17 protein-coding genes and 2 riboswitches are annotated in these 16,579 nt (G+C 59.1%); of the genes, 9 read left to right on the top strand and 8 right to left on the bottom strand.

The genetic code is table 11. The annotated features are described in order from the left end of the window. Positions 1–19 precede the first annotated feature (19 nt). Positions 20–688, bottom strand: coding sequence for a VTT domain-containing protein (locus tag KBF66_RS02430; protein WP_296651637.1), 669 nt, complete (start codon positions 686–688; stop codon positions 20–22). Positions 689–777: 89 nt separating this feature from the next. Here KBF66_RS02430 and KBF66_RS02425 point away from each other — a divergent pair, with 89 nt between their 5' ends. From KBF66_RS02425 to KBF66_RS02410, 4 genes are all read left to right on the top strand, one after another. Beyond that, the gene (locus tag KBF66_RS02425) at positions 778–1,734 is read left to right on the top strand and encodes a hypothetical protein (protein ID WP_296651636.1); all 957 of its coding nucleotides are present in this window, start codon (positions 778–780) and stop codon (positions 1,732–1,734) included. 82 nt (positions 1,735–1,816) lie between these two features. Continuing rightward, complete coding sequence (gene mutL / locus KBF66_RS02420) at positions 1,817–3,745, top strand: DNA mismatch repair endonuclease MutL (RefSeq protein WP_296651633.1); 1,929 nt, start codon at positions 1,817–1,819, stop codon at positions 3,743–3,745. Between the two features lie 134 nt (positions 3,746–3,879). Continuing rightward, positions 3,880–4,224 (top strand): hypothetical protein, encoded by a 345-nt coding sequence (locus KBF66_RS02415; RefSeq protein ID WP_296651630.1) that lies wholly within the window; start codon positions 3,880–3,882, stop codon positions 4,222–4,224. Positions 4,225–4,329: 105 nt separating this feature from the next. After that, positions 4,330–5,751 carry an MATE family efflux transporter gene (locus KBF66_RS02410; RefSeq protein WP_365732525.1) on the top strand — a complete coding sequence of 474 codons (1,422 nt, stop codon included), beginning with the start codon at positions 4,330–4,332 and terminating at the stop codon, positions 5,749–5,751. 17 nt (positions 5,752–5,768) lie between these two features. On the opposite strand, the gene KBF66_RS02405 is transcribed toward KBF66_RS02410, so the two are convergent. From KBF66_RS02405 to KBF66_RS02395, 3 genes are read right to left on the bottom strand one after another with little or no spacing between them, the layout of a single operon-like run. Beyond that, positions 5,769–6,083 carry a multidrug efflux SMR transporter gene (locus tag KBF66_RS02405; RefSeq protein WP_296651625.1) on the bottom strand — a complete coding sequence of 105 codons (315 nt, stop codon included), beginning with the start codon at positions 6,081–6,083 and terminating at the stop codon, positions 5,769–5,771. Between the two features lie 39 nt (positions 6,084–6,122). Then, a complete protein-coding gene (locus KBF66_RS02400; RefSeq protein WP_296651622.1) occupies positions 6,123–6,761 on the bottom strand; it encodes a 3-oxoacid CoA-transferase subunit B in 639 nt (212 codons plus the stop codon). Positions 6,762–6,764: 3 nt separating this feature from the next. After that, on the bottom strand, positions 6,765–7,472 hold the full coding sequence (locus KBF66_RS02395) for a CoA transferase subunit A (RefSeq protein ID WP_296651618.1): 708 nt from the start codon (positions 7,470–7,472) through the stop codon (positions 6,765–6,767). A gap of 337 nt (positions 7,473–7,809) precedes the next feature. On the opposite strand from KBF66_RS02395, the gene KBF66_RS02390 reads away from it, so the two are divergent. After that, on the top strand, positions 7,810–8,265 hold the full coding sequence (locus KBF66_RS02390) for a DUF2934 domain-containing protein (RefSeq protein WP_296651615.1): 456 nt from the start codon (positions 7,810–7,812) through the stop codon (positions 8,263–8,265). 11 nt (positions 8,266–8,276) lie between these two features. Here the strand turns inward: KBF66_RS02390 and KBF66_RS02385 are convergent, their stop codons facing one another. Genes KBF66_RS02385 through KBF66_RS02375 form a run of 3 tightly spaced genes read right to left on the bottom strand, consistent with a single transcriptional unit; the run spans position 8,277 to position 10,437 of the window. Beyond that, positions 8,277–8,696: an acyl-CoA thioesterase gene (locus tag KBF66_RS02385; RefSeq protein WP_296651612.1), complete on the bottom strand. Its 420-nt coding sequence runs from the start codon at positions 8,694–8,696 to the stop codon at positions 8,277–8,279. A gap of 33 nt (positions 8,697–8,729) precedes the next feature. Next, the gene (locus KBF66_RS02380; protein WP_296651741.1) at positions 8,730–9,629 is read right to left on the bottom strand and encodes a DMT family transporter; all 900 of its coding nucleotides are present in this window, start codon (positions 9,627–9,629) and stop codon (positions 8,730–8,732) included. 25 nt (positions 9,630–9,654) lie between these two features. Then, entirely contained in the window at positions 9,655–10,437 is a 783-nt protein-coding gene (locus KBF66_RS02375) for an SDR family oxidoreductase (protein WP_296651609.1), read from the bottom strand. A 134-nt stretch (positions 10,438–10,571) separates the two neighbouring features. Between KBF66_RS02375 and KBF66_RS02370 the strand changes: the two genes are divergently transcribed. Further along, a complete protein-coding gene (locus KBF66_RS02370; protein WP_296651607.1) occupies positions 10,572–12,263 on the top strand; it encodes an electron transfer flavoprotein-ubiquinone oxidoreductase in 1,692 nt (563 codons plus the stop codon). Between the two features lie 11 nt (positions 12,264–12,274). On the opposite strand, the gene KBF66_RS02365 is transcribed toward KBF66_RS02370, so the two are convergent. Next, positions 12,275–13,324 (bottom strand): AraC family transcriptional regulator, encoded by a 1,050-nt coding sequence (locus KBF66_RS02365; protein WP_296651604.1) that lies wholly within the window; start codon positions 13,322–13,324, stop codon positions 12,275–12,277. Positions 13,325–13,538: 214 nt separating this feature from the next. Here KBF66_RS02365 and KBF66_RS02360 point away from each other — a divergent pair, with 214 nt between their 5' ends. The 3 genes from KBF66_RS02360 to gcvH all read left to right on the top strand — a co-directional run bounded on the left by KBF66_RS02360 (position 13,539) and on the right by gcvH (position 16,488). Then, complete coding sequence (locus KBF66_RS02360; protein WP_296651601.1) at positions 13,539–14,537, top strand: sensor domain-containing diguanylate cyclase; 999 nt, start codon at positions 13,539–13,541, stop codon at positions 14,535–14,537. A 47-nt stretch (positions 14,538–14,584) separates the two neighbouring features. Beyond that, positions 14,585–14,687, top strand: a riboswitch (glycine riboswitch). A gap of 20 nt (positions 14,688–14,707) precedes the next feature. Next, positions 14,708–14,847: riboswitch (glycine riboswitch) on the top strand. Between the two features lie 63 nt (positions 14,848–14,910). Beyond that, positions 14,911–16,056: a glycine cleavage system aminomethyltransferase GcvT gene (gcvT, locus tag KBF66_RS02355; protein WP_296651600.1), complete on the top strand. Its 1,146-nt coding sequence runs from the start codon at positions 14,911–14,913 to the stop codon at positions 16,054–16,056. A 57-nt stretch (positions 16,057–16,113) separates the two neighbouring features. Further along, on the top strand, positions 16,114–16,488 hold the full coding sequence (gene gcvH, locus KBF66_RS02350; RefSeq protein ID WP_296651597.1) for a glycine cleavage system protein GcvH: 375 nt from the start codon (positions 16,114–16,116) through the stop codon (positions 16,486–16,488). Positions 16,489–16,579: the final 91 nt, after the last annotated feature.

Raw genomic sequence — 16,579 nt, 5'->3', positions numbered from 1 at the left:
CATTTGCCACGGCGCCCGTTCACCGGGCCGGGGTTGAACCATTGGCCAGAGCCGCCTTGCGACGACTTTTCCACGCGCCCAACAACACCAGCAGACCCGGAATCAGAATCATGGCCCAGATGATTTTGTCCAGATGCTGCTTGACCCAGGGAAAGTTGCCAAAGAAATACCCGACAGTGACAATGCCTACCACCCACAACGCGCCGCCCGTCACATCATAGAAGGTAAATTTGCTGCGTGTCATCTGCGCCACGCCCGCCACAAAAGGGGCAAAGGTGCGAAGAAACGGCATAAAGCGAGCCGCCACAATGGTGACTCCACCATATTTCTCGTAAAACGCGTGTGCCTGATCAAAGGCCTGCTTGTTGAACCAGCGCGAATTTTCCCAGCCAAAAACCTTGGGGCCAAAATACCGGCCAATCGTGTAATTGGACTGATTGCCCAAGATCGCGGCTGCCAGCAAGAGACCGAGCACCAAAGGGTAACTCATCAGACCCACGCCACACATGGCCCCCACCACAAACAACAGCGAGTCGCCCGGTAGAAAGGGCATGACCACAACACCGGTCTCGACAAAAATAATCAAGAACAACAAGGCATACACCCAGGCACCATAGCTTTGCACAAACACCTCCAGGTGTTTGTCCACGTGGAGTACAAAATCGAGCAGGGCCATCAAAATATCCATGGTGCAGATTATCTCCGGGCAAGCCGAAGCATTGCATTGCCGATGGACTTGCCGCAAAATCGGACGCAAACCGCCACCGGGTACCCAAAATGAACGCACCTGCCATCGCCGCCATTTGTTACGACCTGAATGCCGTCAGCCGCTTTTTCAGATCGGTGGCACTGGCCGTCTCGTTCCAGCAACATACGCAGATCGAGTGGGTGACCCACCGCGACAGCGGGGTCATGAATGCGATGTACAGCGTGTTGTTCTGGAAAACGCCACCTGGCGTTGTCGAGGTGCGCCAGAGCAACAATGCCCAGATTCAGCAGACCACTGATAAATTTCACGAACAGTATCTGATGGTGTGGTTGCGCAAACTCAATGAGCAGGGGCCAGTGGTGGCCAACACTTATGTCACTGAAATGGCAAAAATCCGTGACCACGCCCGTGACGCCGTCAATGCCTTGTTTCAGGATGCCAGCGAAATCAACCTGGCGGTGGCGGGAGAGCTCAAGCAGGCGATCACTGATCTGGCCCGGATCAAGCTGGCCGGCACCGTTGGCGTGGCGGTACTGGGGGCGACGGGGGCGATCGTGCTGGCACCGGCAGGTGCGCTGATCTGCAGTGGTGTGTCGCTGGGCTTTAGCTCGTCTTGCTCCCTGATCAAAACCTGGGAACAGGGCTCCAGCGCCAAGGCCGTGGGCATCGAGGTTGGTAAAGCGGCCAGCAGTGAGTTACTGGGTGGTGCCGCCGCCGCCAGCCAGGTCAAGGCATTGGCCCAGCAAGGGCGAGCCGAGCAGATCATCCGCTCGGCGGAGGGCGAGATTCGCAAGTTCTCACAACGCCTGTCGCAGGAAGGTCTGCGCAAGGCGCAAGTAGCCAAAGCACGCAACATCGTCCAGCGTGCAGGCTCACAGATCGCCGGCCAGCAGCAGCTTGCCAACCAGGCTGCGCGCACCGCGCGACTGGCGGGCATCGCCAAGGTCGGGGTGCCCATGGCGTTTGCGGCCTGGGACATTTGGGAAGGCATCTCGGATTACAACGAAACGGTTGGCGGCCTGTAATGTAGCCGTCGACAAGCCAGCCCTTGCATGAGCGTCGGCGTCCACCCATCCGGCACCGTGGGCTGGCTTCTAGAATGCTCGGGTGAACTCTCCCCCCATCGATACTCCGCCCTTGCATCGGCCGATCCGCGAACTGCCTGACGAACTGATCAGCCAGATTGCTGCGGGCGAAGTGGTGGAGCGGCCCGCTTCCGTGGTGCGCGAGTTGCTTGACAACGCGCTGGATGCGGGGGCCGAGCACATCACCGTGCGGCTTCTTGCGGGCGGGGTTCGGCTGATCAGCGTGGAGGACGATGGCGACGGCATTGTGCCGTCCGAACTGCCGATTGCCCTGAAACGCCATGCCACCAGCAAGATCGCCAGCCTGTCAGATCTCGAGTCGGTCGCCACCATGGGATTTCGCGGCGAGGCGCTTGCCGCCATCAATTCAATAGCTGACTGCAGCTTTCTTTCCAGGGCCAGAGGCCACTCTGCTGCTTTTTTGCTGCTGGGACAGAGCGGCGAAATCAGACCCGTTGCCCGCGCCGAAGGCACCACGGTGGAGGTCAAGGAGCTGTTTTTCAGCACCCCTGCTCGGCGCAAGTTTCTCAAAACCGACGCCACCGAATTGGCCCACTGCGTGGACGCAGTGCGCCGCCATGCCTTGGTGCGCCCGGATGTCGGGTTTGATGTCTGGCATGAGGGCAAACTGATCGAGCAGTGGCGTCGCTGTGGTGAGCGAGACAGACTGCCGGCACTGGAGCGGCGACTCGCTGATGTGTTGGGCAGTGACTTTGTCGCCGAATCGGTCTGGGTCGACCATGCCAGCGCACGGCCGCCGGGCATGGCCCTGTCGCCCCTGATCAAGGTGTGGGGACGTGCAGGGCTGCCTGATGCCGCCCGGTCGCGGGCTGATCAGCAGTTCTGCTATGTCAACGGGCGTTTTGTACGCGACAAGCTCATCAGCCACGCGGCGCGCACCGCGTATGAGGATGTCTTGCACGGGCAGCGTCAGCCAGTGTATGCCTTGTACGTGGAGCTCGATCCGGCCCGTGTCGACGTCAATGTGCACCCAACCAAGATCGAGGTGCGCTTTCGTGATGGTCGCGAGGTGCACCAGGCTGTGCGCCACGCCATCGAAGCGGCCCTGGCGCAACCCCGCGCTGGCCAAGCCCCAGTCGCCCACACCGGCCAGTCGACCGGGCCTGCACCGGTGGCATCGCCAGAGTCCAACATTTTTGAACAAAATACGACTTCAGCCCAATATCCAAGGGAACAGTTTGCTATTTCTTTTGCCGATCCCATTCATCATCAGGTGACGGATCTGGGGGTGTTATGGGGCGCGCCAAAACAACTGCCATCGGCTGACAGGCCAATGGCACCTGAGCCCACTGCAGGGGCGACCGAGGGCGTAACGATCTGGCCACTCGGGCGAGCGTTGGCGCAATTGCACGGTGTTTATATTCTGGCGGAGAACGCGCAGGGTCTGGTGCTGGTGGACATGCACGCTGCGCACGAACGCATTGTGTATGAACAGCTCAAAACACAATGGATTCAACAGGGTGCTCAGGCCGCATCAAGTATGAGGCCCGTTTTGCCGAGCCAGCCGCTGTTGATTGCAGCCAGCTTTGCCGCAACGCCGCTGGAAGTCAGTACCGCCGAAACACACGCCCAAACCCTGCTGGCTTTGGGGCTTGAAATCACCGCGTTTTCGGCCAGAACGCTGGCCGTCAGGTCAGTGCCCACGACTTTGGCCCAAGGGGACGCGGTTGAGTTGGCGCGTGGCGTGCTGGCAGAGCTGAGTCAGCACGAGGCCAGCACCGTGATCCAACGTGCCCACAACGAACTGCTCGCCAGCATGGCCTGCCATGGGGCGATACGCGCCAACCGACGCCTGACCCTGGAAGAAATGAACGCGCTGTTGCGCCAGATGGAGGCCACGCAACGCAGCGACCAATGCAACCATGGCCGCCCCACCTGGCGGCAAATTGGCATGAAGGAGCTTGACGCACTGTTCTTACGGGGACGTTGAGGGAGTGCGGTGTGCGGTATCACACGAATGGTTTGACATTTGTCAAACTATCCAGCATCAAATGCAGCGTAGGGATAGAATTTTCATGACCCCATCCCGGTCCGTCAACGCATTACTTCACGGAGCAAAACCTCATGTCATTCCACCGTATTTTTGGTGTTTGGTCGCTGGCGAGCGCGGCCCTCGTGGGACTTACCCTTATGGTGGGCACGGCTCACGCGAGCGACTTTTCGTTCAATGTGCACAACTCCACCGATACCCGCATCACCAAAATACTGGTGTCCGAGAACCGGAAATCCTGGGGACAGTTCAATATTGGACGTGGTATTCAGCCGGGCGCAACGGTCAAGCTGGTCTGGGACAAAAGCACCAACAATGAAGCCTGCGCACAATGGGTAAAAGCGGTTTTCGCCGACAACACCGAGGCCAAGCCAGCCAAGTTTGACTTTTGCGAAGATGACCTTGAGATAGAGTTCTGAGCATGCCGCACGATGCGTTGCCATCGTGCGTCTTCGGGTGCCAAAAGGATGCTTGCACCCACTGGCAGCAGATAATCTGCGCTTTTCTGTCTGCGCCTATTCAGTTTGTTCAGTCCCTTTCAATCCCTGCTTCGCCACCCCGCCCAACGCGGGCGTCTGGTCACTGAACTGCGCGCGCTGTGGCAGCTGGCCTGGCCGATGCTCATCGGTCAACTGGCCACCGTCGGTATGGCGGTGGTCGATGTCGGAATGGCGGGTCATGCCTCGGCACAAGATCTGGCAGGTGTGTCGCTGGGAGTTTCCATCTGGAACATGCTGATCATCACCTTGATGGGCATCATGATGTCGGTCAACCCCACCGTGGCGCACCATGTCGGTGCTGGCGATTGGGTGCATATTCCGTCGGTCGTTCGCCAGGCCTTATGGAAGGCGTTCGGCCTGGGTGTGATCGCTTGCCTGGCTGGTCATTGGGCATCCCAGCTGTTCAATCACATGTCACTGGAACCACGGGTGCAAACGCTGGCGATCGAGTTCACCCGGATCACCAGTCTGTCGCTGCCACTGTTTGCCTGCTACCGGGTACTTTATGGCTACAGCACCAGCATCAACCAGACCAAGCCGCTGATGGTGATCGCCCTGCTGTCGCTGCTGCTCAATATTGTGGTCAACAGCCTGTTGGTGTTTGGCATGCTGGGCTTTCCCAGGCTTGGCGGGCTGGGCTGTGCGTGGGCCACGCTGGCCACCGTGGCATTCAATCTGCTGGCGCTGATCGCCTGGATGCACCATGCCCGGGCCTATCGCAGCACCTGGCCATTTGCCCGTTACGAGCCGCCCGACTGGGCTCAGATCAAAGTGCTGCTGAAGCTGGGGTTACCGATCGGCGTCACCTATTTCGCCGAGAGCAGCGCCTTCAGCCTGATCGCCCTGCTGGTGGCCGAGTTTGGCAGCACCCAGGTAGCGGCGCATCAGATCGCGCTGAATTTCACTTCTCTGGTGTTCATGGTGCCTTTGAGTTTGGGACTGGCGTTGTTGACGCGGGTTGGACATTCGCTGGGGGCGGGGGATGCAGTGCACGCCCGATTTCAATCCTGGGTTGGGGTGGCGCTGGGGCTGGTTTTTGCGTTGGTATCGGCGCTGATGATGGCGCTGTTGGCTACAACCATCGCACAGGCGTACACCGACGATGCCGCCGTCATCGCGCTGGCGGCTCAGTTGCTGCTGTTTGCCGCGTTGTTTCAGCTCTCCGACGCAACCCAGGTGGTGACCAGCTGTGCCATCCGGGGCTACAAGGTCACCCGTTCGCCGATGGTGATTCACCTCACTGCGTTCTGGGTATTTTCGCTGCCACTCGGGTATCTGCTGGGTATTGCCCCCACCTGGCTGCCCTGGACACCAGCGGCGCCCATGGGTGCGCAAGGTTTCTGGATCGCGCTGGTGGTGGGGTTGACCATTGCCGCGCTGGGCCTGGTGTGGCTGTTGCGCAGGGTGGCTGCGTCAAGACTGGCCAAGCCAGTCTCATCCTGCTGAGCCCTGTCAATACAGGTTCATGCAAACACATTGAGAATCACCACGCCAACCGTGATGAAAGCCATGCCCAACATGGTGACCGGACTCAGCGCCTGGCCAAACAGAAGCCAGCCCACCATCGATATCAGCAAAATGCCCACGCCCGACCAGATGGCGTACACAATGCCCACCGGGATGCTGCGCAGTGTCAGTGACAGACAGTAAAAAGACACCACGTAGCCGACCACCACCACCATCGACGGTGCCAGCCGTGTGAAACCGTCAGAGGCCTTGAGCGCCGAGGTGGCAATCACCTCACAGACAATCGCAATGCCCAGATAGATCCACTGCATAAGCCGCTGGCCATCGAGATCCGCCAAAAACCACTGCCCTCAATGCAGCGCCACGCCAGTTTTGCTTTGCAGTTCCTGCATCGTCACGCCTGGCGCCAGTTGCACCACCTTGAGACCGTGCGGCGTGATGTCCATCACCGCCAGATCGGTGATGATGCGGTCCACCACCGCAGCGCCGGTCAATGGCAGCGTGCAGTGCGGCAAGATCTTGAGGTCAATCGTGCCATCTTTCTTTTTGGCCACATGCTCCATCAGCACCACCACGCTGCGTACACCACCCACCAGGTCCATCGCACCGCCCATGCCTTTGACCATCTTGCCCGGAATCATCCAGTTGGCCAGGTCACCGCGTTCGCTGACCTGCATCGCACCCAGGATGCTCAGGTTGATCTTGCCGCCGCGAATCATCGCAAAACTGTCATGGCTGCCAAAAATGCTCGAACCCGGCAATGTGGTCACCGTTTGTTTGCCCGCATTGATCAGATCGGCATCCACCTCGTCTTCGGTAGGGAACGGGCCTATGCCCAGCATGCCGTTTTCACTCTGCAACCAGACCTCGATGTCATCGGGTACAAAGTTGGCCACCAGTGTCGGCAAACCAATTCCCAGGTTGACGTAAAAGCCGTCCTGCAATTCCTTGGCAGCCAGGGCCGCCATCTCGTCGTGTGTCCAGGCCATGATTCAGACTCCTGCTTTCGGGGTGATGGTGCGTTTTTCAATGCGTTTCTCAGGGGTCGCATTGCAGACGATGCGGTTGACATAGATGCCTGGCAGGTGCACCGAATCGGGGTCAAAGGTACCGGTCTCGACGATTTCTTCCACCTCCACCACAGTGAACTTGCCCGCCATCGCGACGGCCGGGTTGAAGTTGCGTGCAGTGCGGCGAAACAGCAGGTTGCCACTTTTGTCGGCCTTCCAGGCTTTGACCAGCGATACATCAGGCACCAGCGCATGCTCAAGAATGTAGGCATGGCCGTCAAAGATCCGGTTCTCCTTGCCTTCGGCCACCAGGGTTCCCACACCGGTCTTGACGTAGAACGCCGGGATGCCGGCGCCACCGGCACGCAATTTTTCAGCCAGGGTGCCCTGGGGGGTGAACTCCAACTCCAGCTCACCTGCCAGGTACTGGCGTTCAAACTCCTTGTTTTCTCCGACGTAGCTGGAAATCATCTTCTTGATCTGGCGGGTTTCCAGCAGCTTGCCCAGACCAAAGCCGTCGACACCGGCGTTGTTGGAGATCACGGTCAGGTTCTTCACCCCCGAGTCACGCAAGGCATCAATCAATGCCTCGGGTATGCCACAAAGGCCAAATCCGCCGACCGCCAACAACTGGCCATCGCGCACCATGCCCGCCAAGGCGGCAGCGGCATCCGGGAATATCTTGTTCACGCCATGTTCTCCTTGCAAAATCAATCTGGCGCAGAGCATACTAGCTTCGGCGGTGTTTTTTCGGGGCTTGAACGTTTTACCAGGACGCGATGGCGATGGCACTGCGCCAACATCTGATGGCAGGTCACCGCCAGGAAATCCGGCCTTCCGGACTCATGCGAAAATCCTCAGGCTCAAACATCAGCAATCCGGTCCTGGCACTGCGTTCTTCGTGGTCACTTTATGACTGGCACGGGTTTTGCTGAATCGTTTTCATGACCTGCATCAAAACGAATGTGATGCGGGCACTCCACAATCAACTTACTTTAACCTTACTTCAACCCCCAGGAGAGACGCCATGGTCACGACTACCAAAGCCCCAAGCAAAACGGCAGCAACTGACAGCGCAGCGCCCAAGAAAGTAGCCGCTGTCAAAACAACGACAGCCAAGACAGCCGCTGCCAAAACCCCGGCGGTCAAACCCGTCATCAAAACCACCTTTGCACCCATGCCCGCGCCCGTGGCAGCGACACCAGCCGTGGTGACCGAAAAGGCAGTGCCGGCGCCTGCACCCGTCAAGGCAACAGCCAAGAAACCTGCGGTCAAGAAAACCGCAGCGGCGCAGACCCAGCTGAAACCGTCCACTGCACCCAAGCCCGCGATGAGCTCCGAGCAACGGAATCATTACGTTGCGGTGGCGGCCTTTTATATCGCCGAACGCCGCGGCTTTACGCTGGGTGATCCGGTGAACGACTGGCTGGCGGCCGAGGCCGAGGTGGACCGCCTGATTGGCAGCGGTCATTTTCTCGGCTAACAACCCACTTTCTAGCTGACGATGCTGCGCATCCACTGCGGCAGCTCGATGGCTTTCTGTTTCGGGAAGTCAACCCAGATGGTGGTTGCGCCACCGGCCGCACAGATCACGTCTGGTGCATCGGGCAGCGCCATGGTGCCCCAGGTCTCGAAGGTGGTGCGCGCCGGGTTGCTGGTGTACATCTTGACCAGCACCTCGCCGGGGTATTCGAGCTGCTTGTAGAAATTGCAAAACGCATTGACGATCACCGGCCCCTCCCCCAGCGGATTGGGCATGCCGCCAATGCTGCGCAACCAGTCGATGCGGATGGTTTCCAGGTATCTGAAATAGGTCGTGTTGTTGACGTGCCCCATCGCGTCCATGTCGCCCCAGCGAATCGGGATCAGCGACTCAAACACCAGTTTTTTTGCTTCGGGAATCTCGTACTTCATCGTGTCTTTCTGCCCATGTGCTGACCCGTGCAGCTAACGGTGCGCTTGAATGGACGCCACTATACCCAGCGTAAACAGCAGTGCCGCCAGCCACTGGACCGACGCCGGCCAGTGACCGTCCCAGGCGAACGAATACATCAGGCCAAACAAGGTCTCGCTCACGATCAGCTGCCCACACAAACTGACACTCAGTCGCTGGCTGGCCAGGTTCCACAAAATGCTGGCAACCCAGCCTGAACCAATCCCAGTAGCTATACAAACAAGAGCTATAAAGGCTTTCCCATCCAGCGCCAGAAGGTCATTTGACTCCGAACCCAGAAGTAACCACAAGCACACGGCACCCAAACCGGTGGCAATACCCAACCAGTTACTCCATTCGGTAGCGCTGACCAGCGGATGCCGTCGCAACCAGGCGGCATTCAGCAACGCAAAGGCAGTCCAGCTGACCATGGCTGCCAGCGCCAAAGCCACACCCCACCAGAACTCCTGCCCACCGGTGATGCCCATGCTGGCATGGGCCCAAGTGTGCTGCATCATCAGCGCCAGGCCACCCGCCGTCAGCAGCAAACCCGGCAGCAGCGCGGCCCATCTCAAGCCCTGTGGTTTACCCAGCAACATGACCCAGATCGGAATGGTTCCGATGATCAGGGTCGGCACCTCCGAGCCCACCGCGCTGATGGACAGCGCCAGCAGCAGGTAATAGCCGGTGGCGCCAAGCGCACTCATGCCCAGGGCGCTGGCAGCCTGGGCCGGACTTGGCCAGCGGTGTTTGCGCCAGGTGAAGGCCATGGCCAGCGCCGCCATGGCACCGTAGCTGACAAATCGCCCCGCCGTCAGATCGACCGACGACAGGCCGGGCGTCATGCGGGGCACCACAAACACCATTCCCCACAGGGCCCCCGCTGCCAGACCCGCAGCCACACCAAGACCCAGTTGTCGGGTGGATGGCGCGGTCGTGCTAGACGCCAAAACCGTCATCGGCAGAGATCACCGCCCCATTGATGAAATGGCTTTGATCCGAGCACAACATCACCAGCAGGGCGTCGAGGTCGTGTGGATGGCCCACACGTTTGCGCGGCAGCATTTGCACCAGTTTTTGCCCCTGCTCAGTCTGCCAGTGGGCATGGTTGATCTCGGTGTCGATATAACCCGGGCAAATGGCGTTGACGTTGATGCCAAACTTGCCCCACTCCAGTGCCATCGCCTTGGTCATCTGGATCACAGCCGCCTTGCTCATGGCATACACGCCAATTTTGGGCAACACCCGCAAACCCGCCATCGACGCCACATTGACAATGCGCCCGCCGGTGTAACTGCCCGGTGCAGCGCCTTGTGCGCGCGCCAGCATCCGCTTGCCCACCTCTTGCGCGACAAAAAAAGCGCCTTTCACGTTGGTGCCAAACATGTAGTCAAAGTCGCGCTCACTCACGTCCTGGATGCGCTGGGTGGTACTGACGCCTGAGTTATTGACCAGAATGTCGATCGAGCCGACCTCGGTCTCGGCATGGGCCACCGCCGATTTAATGGAGCCATGGTCGGTGACATCCAGTTCAATCACATGGGCGTCGCCACCCTCGCCGTCAATCTGGGCCCGCAAGTCCTTCAGTTTCTCAATGCGGCGGCTGGCCAACACCACCGCCGCACCTGCGGCCGACAAGGTGCGGGCAAACTGGGCACCCAAACCACTGGATGCCCCTGTGATAAAGGCCACCCGGCCCGACAAATCCATGCTGTATGCCATCGTCAATTCTCCATTTTTATAGAACGATCGTCCTATTATGAGCACATTCACCCGCCTAAAATTGCTGTGGCTCTGAGATTTCAGGCCCCATGTGTCGGGTGGCTGGCGCTGCCCATTATCAAGCGAGAAACACCATGACAAACGAGGAAATCCTGACCCAACACGGCCCCCGCGAATCGATGGACTACGACGTGGTCGTGGTCGGGGGTGGCCCCGCCGGCCTGTCGACGGCCATCCGCCTGAAACAGCTTGCCGCAGAACATGGCAAAGAGATCTCCGTGGTGGTGCTGGAAAAAGGCTCCGAGCCCGGTGCCCATATCCTCTCAGGGGCCGTGCTGGACCCGCAATCACTCACAGAACTGCTGCCCAACTGGAAAGCCGACGGTGCCCCACTGAACCAGCCCGTCACGGCAGAGGCCATGCTGTTTCTCAGTGAAACCACCGGCTACCGCACCCCCAACCTGTTCCTGCCTCAGTGCAGCCAGAACCACGGCAACTACATCATCAGCCTGGGCGCACTCACCCGCTGGCTGGCGACCCAGGCGGAAGCGCTGGGTGTGGAAATCTTCCCAGGCTTTACCGCCGCCGAAGTGCTGTATGACGTCGCCGGTGCGGTCAAAGGCGTGGCCACCGGCAACCTGGGCGTGGAGAAAAACGGCGAGCCCGGCCCCAACTTCCAGCTCGGCATGGAACTGCTGGGCAAATACACCATCTTCGCTGAAGGCGCACGTGGCCACCTGGGCAAACAGCTCATTGCCAGATACCAGCTCGATGCCGGCTGTGATCCGCAAAGCTATGCCATCGGCATCAAGGAGCTGTGGGAAGTGGACCCGGCCCGACATGAACCCGGCCTGGTGCTGCACACTGCGGGCTGGCCGATGGATGACAAAACCTATGGTGGCTCCTTCCTGTACCACATGGCAGACAACAAAATAGCCATGGGTTTCATCACCGGCTTGAATTACGCCAACCCGTACCTGAGCCCGTTTGAGGAATTCCAGCGCTGGAAGACCCACCCCAACATCCGTTGGTACCTGGAAAACTCGGCAGGGGAAGTCACCGCGAAAAGAATAGCATACGGTGCCCGCGCCATCACCGCTGGTGGCCTGATGGCCTTGCCAAAGACAGTGTTCCCGGGTGGGGCGCTGGTGGGTTGTGATGCGGGTTACCTCAATGTCAGCCGCATCAAGGGCAGCCATGCGGCGATCAAGTCGGGCATGCTCGCCGCTGAAGCGGCTTATGAGGCCGTCATCGCAGGCCGTGCGCAGGATGAACTCAACGCCTACCCTGAATCTTTCCGCGAGAGCTGGCTCTACACCGAGCTCAACAAGTCACGCAACTTCAAGGCCTGGTTCAAATACGGTCTGCGGGTGGGCACGTTGATGAATGGCATCGAGCAGTTCAGCCTGGGTGGCAACATGCCCTGGACCATCCGGCGCGATAAACCGGATCATGAATATTTGAAGCCGGCGGCTGAATGCCAGCCCATTGAGTACCCCAAGCCCGATGGCAAGCTGACGTTTGATCGTCTCTCCAGTGTGTTCATCAGCAGTGCCGCGCATGAGGAGAATCAGCCGGCGCATCTGACACTGAAAGACGCCGCGGTACCGGTGAAGGTCAATCTGGCCAAATATGCCGGTCCCGAGGCACGTTACTGCCCGGCTGGTGTGTACGAGTTTGTCAAGAACGCCGACAACACCGACCGCTTGCAGATCAACGCGGCCAACTGTGTGCACTGCAAGACCTGCGACATCAAGGACCCGACACAGAACATTGTGTGGGTCACGCCTGAGGGCGGGGGCGGGCCGAATTATTCGGAGATGTGACGCGCACCGGGCTATCCGGTCGGCCCGTGCAGTCGCCTTTGAGCAAGCGAATCGGTGACGGGGGTCCCGCGGTAGCCAGATGGCGAGGTGCCGCTCCAGCGCTTGAAGGCACGGGTAAAAGCGCTTTGTTCTGAGAAGCCGAGCAAAAAAGTGATCTCTGTCACTGACTTGGCAGGATCGTCCAGATAGCGCCGTGCCAGTTCATGGCGAGTTTGATCGAGCAACTCCCGATAGGTCAGTCCCAGTTCGCGTAATCGGCGCTGGAAACTGCGCTGGCTCATTGCCAGCCCAGCGGCGGTGCTGATTGCCGATGGTGGCCCAGAAGTCAGCTCGCGCAGCAAAAAAGTCTTGCAACGGCTCACAATGTCATCCTGAAAATAGCGATCGAGTTGCTCGCTCAGCAGGACATCGAAGGTATTGGCCAGAAGGCTGTTGGCCGAAGTCAAAGGCGCATTGGCCGCAGCCGAATCAATCAAGAAACTATCTTTGTTGGCGCCAAACTGCACAGCGCATCCAAAAAAAGCTTCCCACGGTGCTGTGTTGGCAGGCCATGGGCGTCGAAGCTGGACCTGCCTGGCGCTGAGTCGACTGCCAAAATTGCTACGACACATGTCAAAAATGATCGACAGCGTAAAGTCGGTCATGACGTGGCCGACCGGGTTGTCGCCACGCCCATGGTCGTGAGTAACGTGCAAACCGTCTTGATCCTCACGCACCTCGTAGCTGAAATCATCGCCAATGATCCTGGAGAAGCGTTCCAGACGCTTCAGGCCCGTGTGCAATGTTCGGCTTGACAACCAGGCATAGCCCATGGTTCCCAGGTTCGAAGGGTGCCAGCACTCGCTGGCCCTGAGCGCGAAAGCCGGATCGGGCAGGCGTTGCATGGCTCTTTCAAACGCCAGATCAGCCACTCGGGCGGGAATACGGGCCTGAACATCGCACAGAGTTTGCGCGGAAACACCCAGTTCTGCGATGAGCTGCTGCGAATCCAGACCATGCAGTTCCATCAGGCGCAACACCATCAGCCAGACCGTCGCCAGCGTACTTTTTGATTTGGCCATGGATGCCCTTTGGTCACAATAATTGAAGTTGGCACGAATGGTCATGCGAAAGGCGCGCCTGGTCAAGCCTGAAGGGCGGTTTCTGCGTAAATTCCCGTCAAGCCTACGGTGTTCACCATCCATGCGGGCAGCGACTTTCTGCAGGCTGATGACTTGCTGTTTGTGATGCCGCATCGGGACTTGAGCGCAAAGCCCCCCCTGAAGGAGAGAAACGATGATGCATGAAAACATTCCAGTCCAAACCTTGGTACCGCCCGACTGGGGCAAGACGCGTCTGAGACGGTTTACGACCATTTTGCCCAGCGTGCTCTACGAATACGTCATGCTGCCGGATGGACGACGCGAACTGGTTTTCGTCGGACCGAAATGCCGTGAACTTCTCGAACTCAATGAAAAAGATCTTTTGGCCGATGCAAGCCTGTTTGAGGCTCTGGTACTGGATGAGGATCTGCAGCGAGTCAAAGACGAGGATGTCGCGGCCAACAGGGAGGGCAAAGCGTTTACCTCCGAGTTCAGGATACGAACGCGGTCTGGCTGCATCAAGTGGATTCATCTGTCTTCAAGACCAAATCCAGCGACCGAGACAGGGATCGTTGTCTGGAGCGGCTTCATGATCGACATCACCGAGAGCAAGCAAATGCAGGAGCGCGTGCGACAGCTGGCTTTTTACGACGCGCTGACCCATTTGCCCAATCGCCGGTTGCTCGTGGATCGTCTGACACAGAGTATGTCCGCCAGTGACCGCAACGGCATTCATGGATCATTGATGGTTCTGGACCTGGACAACTTCAAGACCATCAACGATCAGAGCGGACATTTGGTCGGTGACGCACTGCTTGTTGAAGCGGCGGCGCGACTGAAAAACAGCGTTCGGGCGGAGGATACGGTCGCCCGTTTCGGTGGCGACGAATTTGTCGTGATGCTCAGTGAATTGAGCATCGATGAAGACGAATCCAAGAGAATCGCCGGCCAAGTCGCTGAGAAAATCCGCGTCACATTGGCCGAACCTTTCATGCTGACGGTGCAACACGAGGGGCGGACCGATAACTACGTTCAACATTGTTGCACCGCCAGCATTGGCGTCACTTTGTACAGGGGCAATTCGGTTGATTTGGAAAAGCTGATTGGACGAGCGGATACAGCCATGTACCACGCCAAACAGGCAGGTCGCAACCAGGTTTGGTTTTATGGCAATGACTGTCATCAGATTTAAGGCAGCCGCATCGCGCAACACTGCAAGCGCGAATCCGAGCAGGTAGAATTTGGCGGTCAGGAGAGAGTTTTCCTCGCGAAAACCGCCGAAGGCGCAGAGTTGCTGATCGCAGCAGTTTGAACGCTCAGGCAAAAGGACTGACAAACGTGATGCCGCCGCAAGGCAGCGAACGTATCCCCACTGGAGAGAGGCCGCATGCGGTGCATCACACCGCCTGCAGCCCACCGAAGGAGCAACCCGCAGCCCGCCATACCTGACCGTGTGGCACCGCCCGGCGAATCTCTCAGGTAAAGCGGACAGCGGGGGCAGCCCATGGCAAGTCCGTGTGTTTTGCCATGGTTTTTTGTTGGCCTGCCCCCCCTGGAGTGACACGATGTCCGAGTCTCCTGCTCCCCTGTTGAGCGTCCCCCTTAATGATCTGCACATCGCGCTGGGCGCGCGCATGGTGCCCTTTGCCGGTTATTCGATGCCGGTGCAATACCCCGCCGGCCTGATGGCCGAGCACAAGCACACGCGCGCCGCGGCCGGTTTGTTTGATGTATCGCACATGGGCCAGTTGCGCCTGGTCGGCCCGGAAGCGGCGGCCGCGCTGGAGTCGCTGCTACCGGTTGATGTGATTGACCTGCCGATGGGCAAACAGCGCTATGGCCTGCTGCTCAACGACGAGGGTGGCATTCTTGACGACCTGATGTTTGTCAACCGGGGTGCCGACATCTTTGTCATCGTCAACGGTGCCTGCAAGGCCGCCGACATTGCACATATTCAGGCAAAAATCGGCCACCATTGCGAAGTCATCCCGATGCCCGAGCGCGCACTGCTGGCGCTGCAAGGCCCGAAGGCTGTGGCGGCCCTGTCGCGGCTGGCGCCCGGCGTTGAAAAGCTGGTGTTCATGACCGGTGACTACTTCAGGGTGCAAGCGGGCGCGCAAGCCATCGAGGTGTTTTTGACCCGCAGCGGCTACACCGGCGAAGACGGGTTTGAGATTTCAGTGCACGCCTGCGACGCGCCGGCCTTGGCCCAAGCCTTGCTGGCACAACCTGAAGTCAAACCGATTGGCCTGGGCGCGCGCAATTCGCTGCGCCTTGAAGCCGGTTTGCCGCTCTACGGCAACGACATCGACACCAGCACCACGCCCGTCGAAGCGGGCCTGGCCTGGGCCATGCAAAAGGTGCGTCGTGCCGGTGGCGCGCGTGCAGGCGGTTTTCCAGGTGCTAATAAAATACTAGCGCAACTCGCAGGTGGAACAAGCGCTTTAGCCCGAAAACGTGTGGGACTGATGGCGCTGGAGCGGGTTCCGGTACGTGAGCACAGCGAGCTGCAAGACGCCACCGGTCAGCGCCTGGGCGAAGTCACCAGTGGGCTGCTTGGCCCCACCATCGACCAGCCCATCGCCATGGCCTATCTGCCGCCTGAGTTTGCGTCGCTGGGCACCAAGGTCAACGCCATGGTGCGCGGCAAGGCGGTACCGATGCAAGTGGTGTCGATGCCGTTTGTGCCGACCAATTATTTCCGCGGCTAAGTTTTCCCTTGTGCACAGCAACTTTTTTGACTCACCTCATTTCACTGGAGTTCTCTCATGACCGTTAAATACACCCCCGACCACGAATGGATCAACATCGACGGCAACATTGGCACCGTCGGCATCACCCACCACGCGCAGGACGCGCTGGGCGATGTGGTGTTTGTCGATTTACCCGAAGTGGGCAAGACCTACGCCGCCAAAGACGCCGCTGCCGTGGTGGAGTCGGTCAAGGCGGCGGCCGATGTGTACATGCCGGCCAACGGCACGGTCACGGAAGTCAATGAAGCCTTGCGCGCTGACCCTTCACTGGCCAACTCCGACCCGCTGGGTGCGGGCTGGTTCTTCAAGATGACGCTGGACAACCCGGCTGAGCTTGACGACATGATGGATGAGACCCGCTATACGGCGTTTGCAGCAGAGGCGCACTGAACAATCTGTTTTTTGCCCCGCAGAAATGGGGTCAGAGCCCAACTCATGATGATTTGGGATCCGACCCCATTTCTGCTAGACCCCCCAATGG

It is taken from the genome of Rhodoferax sp. (assembly GCF_018063565.1).
In the GTDB taxonomy this organism is placed as follows: Bacteria; Pseudomonadota; Gammaproteobacteria; order Burkholderiales; family Burkholderiaceae_C; genus Rhodoferax.
The sequence above is the reverse complement of the archived record's forward strand: the minus strand, read 5'-3'. Positions and strand labels throughout refer to the sequence as shown.

Coding starts and splice junctions, on each gene's coding strand:
- KBF66_RS02425 (WP_296651636.1), top strand. CDS start 778: ATGAACGCACCTGCCATCGCCGCCATTTGTTACGACCTGAATGCCGTC.
- KBF66_RS02370 (WP_296651607.1), top strand. CDS start 10,572: ATGACAAACGAGGAAATCCTGACCCAACACGGCCCCCGCGAATCGATG.
- KBF66_RS02360 (WP_296651601.1), top strand. CDS start 13,539: ATGATGCATGAAAACATTCCAGTCCAAACCTTGGTACCGCCCGACTGG.
- KBF66_RS02365 (WP_296651604.1), bottom strand. CDS start 13,324: ATGGCCAAATCAAAAAGTACGCTGGCGACGGTCTGGCTGATGGTGTTG.
- KBF66_RS02405 (WP_296651625.1), bottom strand. CDS start 6,083: ATGCAGTGGATCTATCTGGGCATTGCGATTGTCTGTGAGGTGATTGCC.
- KBF66_RS02400 (WP_296651622.1), bottom strand. CDS start 6,761: ATGGCCTGGACACACGACGAGATGGCGGCCCTGGCTGCCAAGGAATTG.
- KBF66_RS02390 (WP_296651615.1), top strand. CDS start 7,810: ATGGTCACGACTACCAAAGCCCCAAGCAAAACGGCAGCAACTGACAGC.
- gcvH (WP_296651597.1), top strand. CDS start 16,114: ATGACCGTTAAATACACCCCCGACCACGAATGGATCAACATCGACGGC.
- KBF66_RS02375 (WP_296651609.1), bottom strand. CDS start 10,437: ATGGCATACAGCATGGATTTGTCGGGCCGGGTGGCCTTTATCACAGGG.
- KBF66_RS02415 (WP_296651630.1), top strand. CDS start 3,880: ATGTCATTCCACCGTATTTTTGGTGTTTGGTCGCTGGCGAGCGCGGCC.
- gcvT (WP_296651600.1), top strand. CDS start 14,911: ATGTCCGAGTCTCCTGCTCCCCTGTTGAGCGTCCCCCTTAATGATCTG.
- KBF66_RS02430 (WP_296651637.1), bottom strand. CDS start 688: ATGGATATTTTGATGGCCCTGCTCGATTTTGTACTCCACGTGGACAAA.
- KBF66_RS02385 (WP_296651612.1), bottom strand. CDS start 8,696: ATGAAGTACGAGATTCCCGAAGCAAAAAAACTGGTGTTTGAGTCGCTG.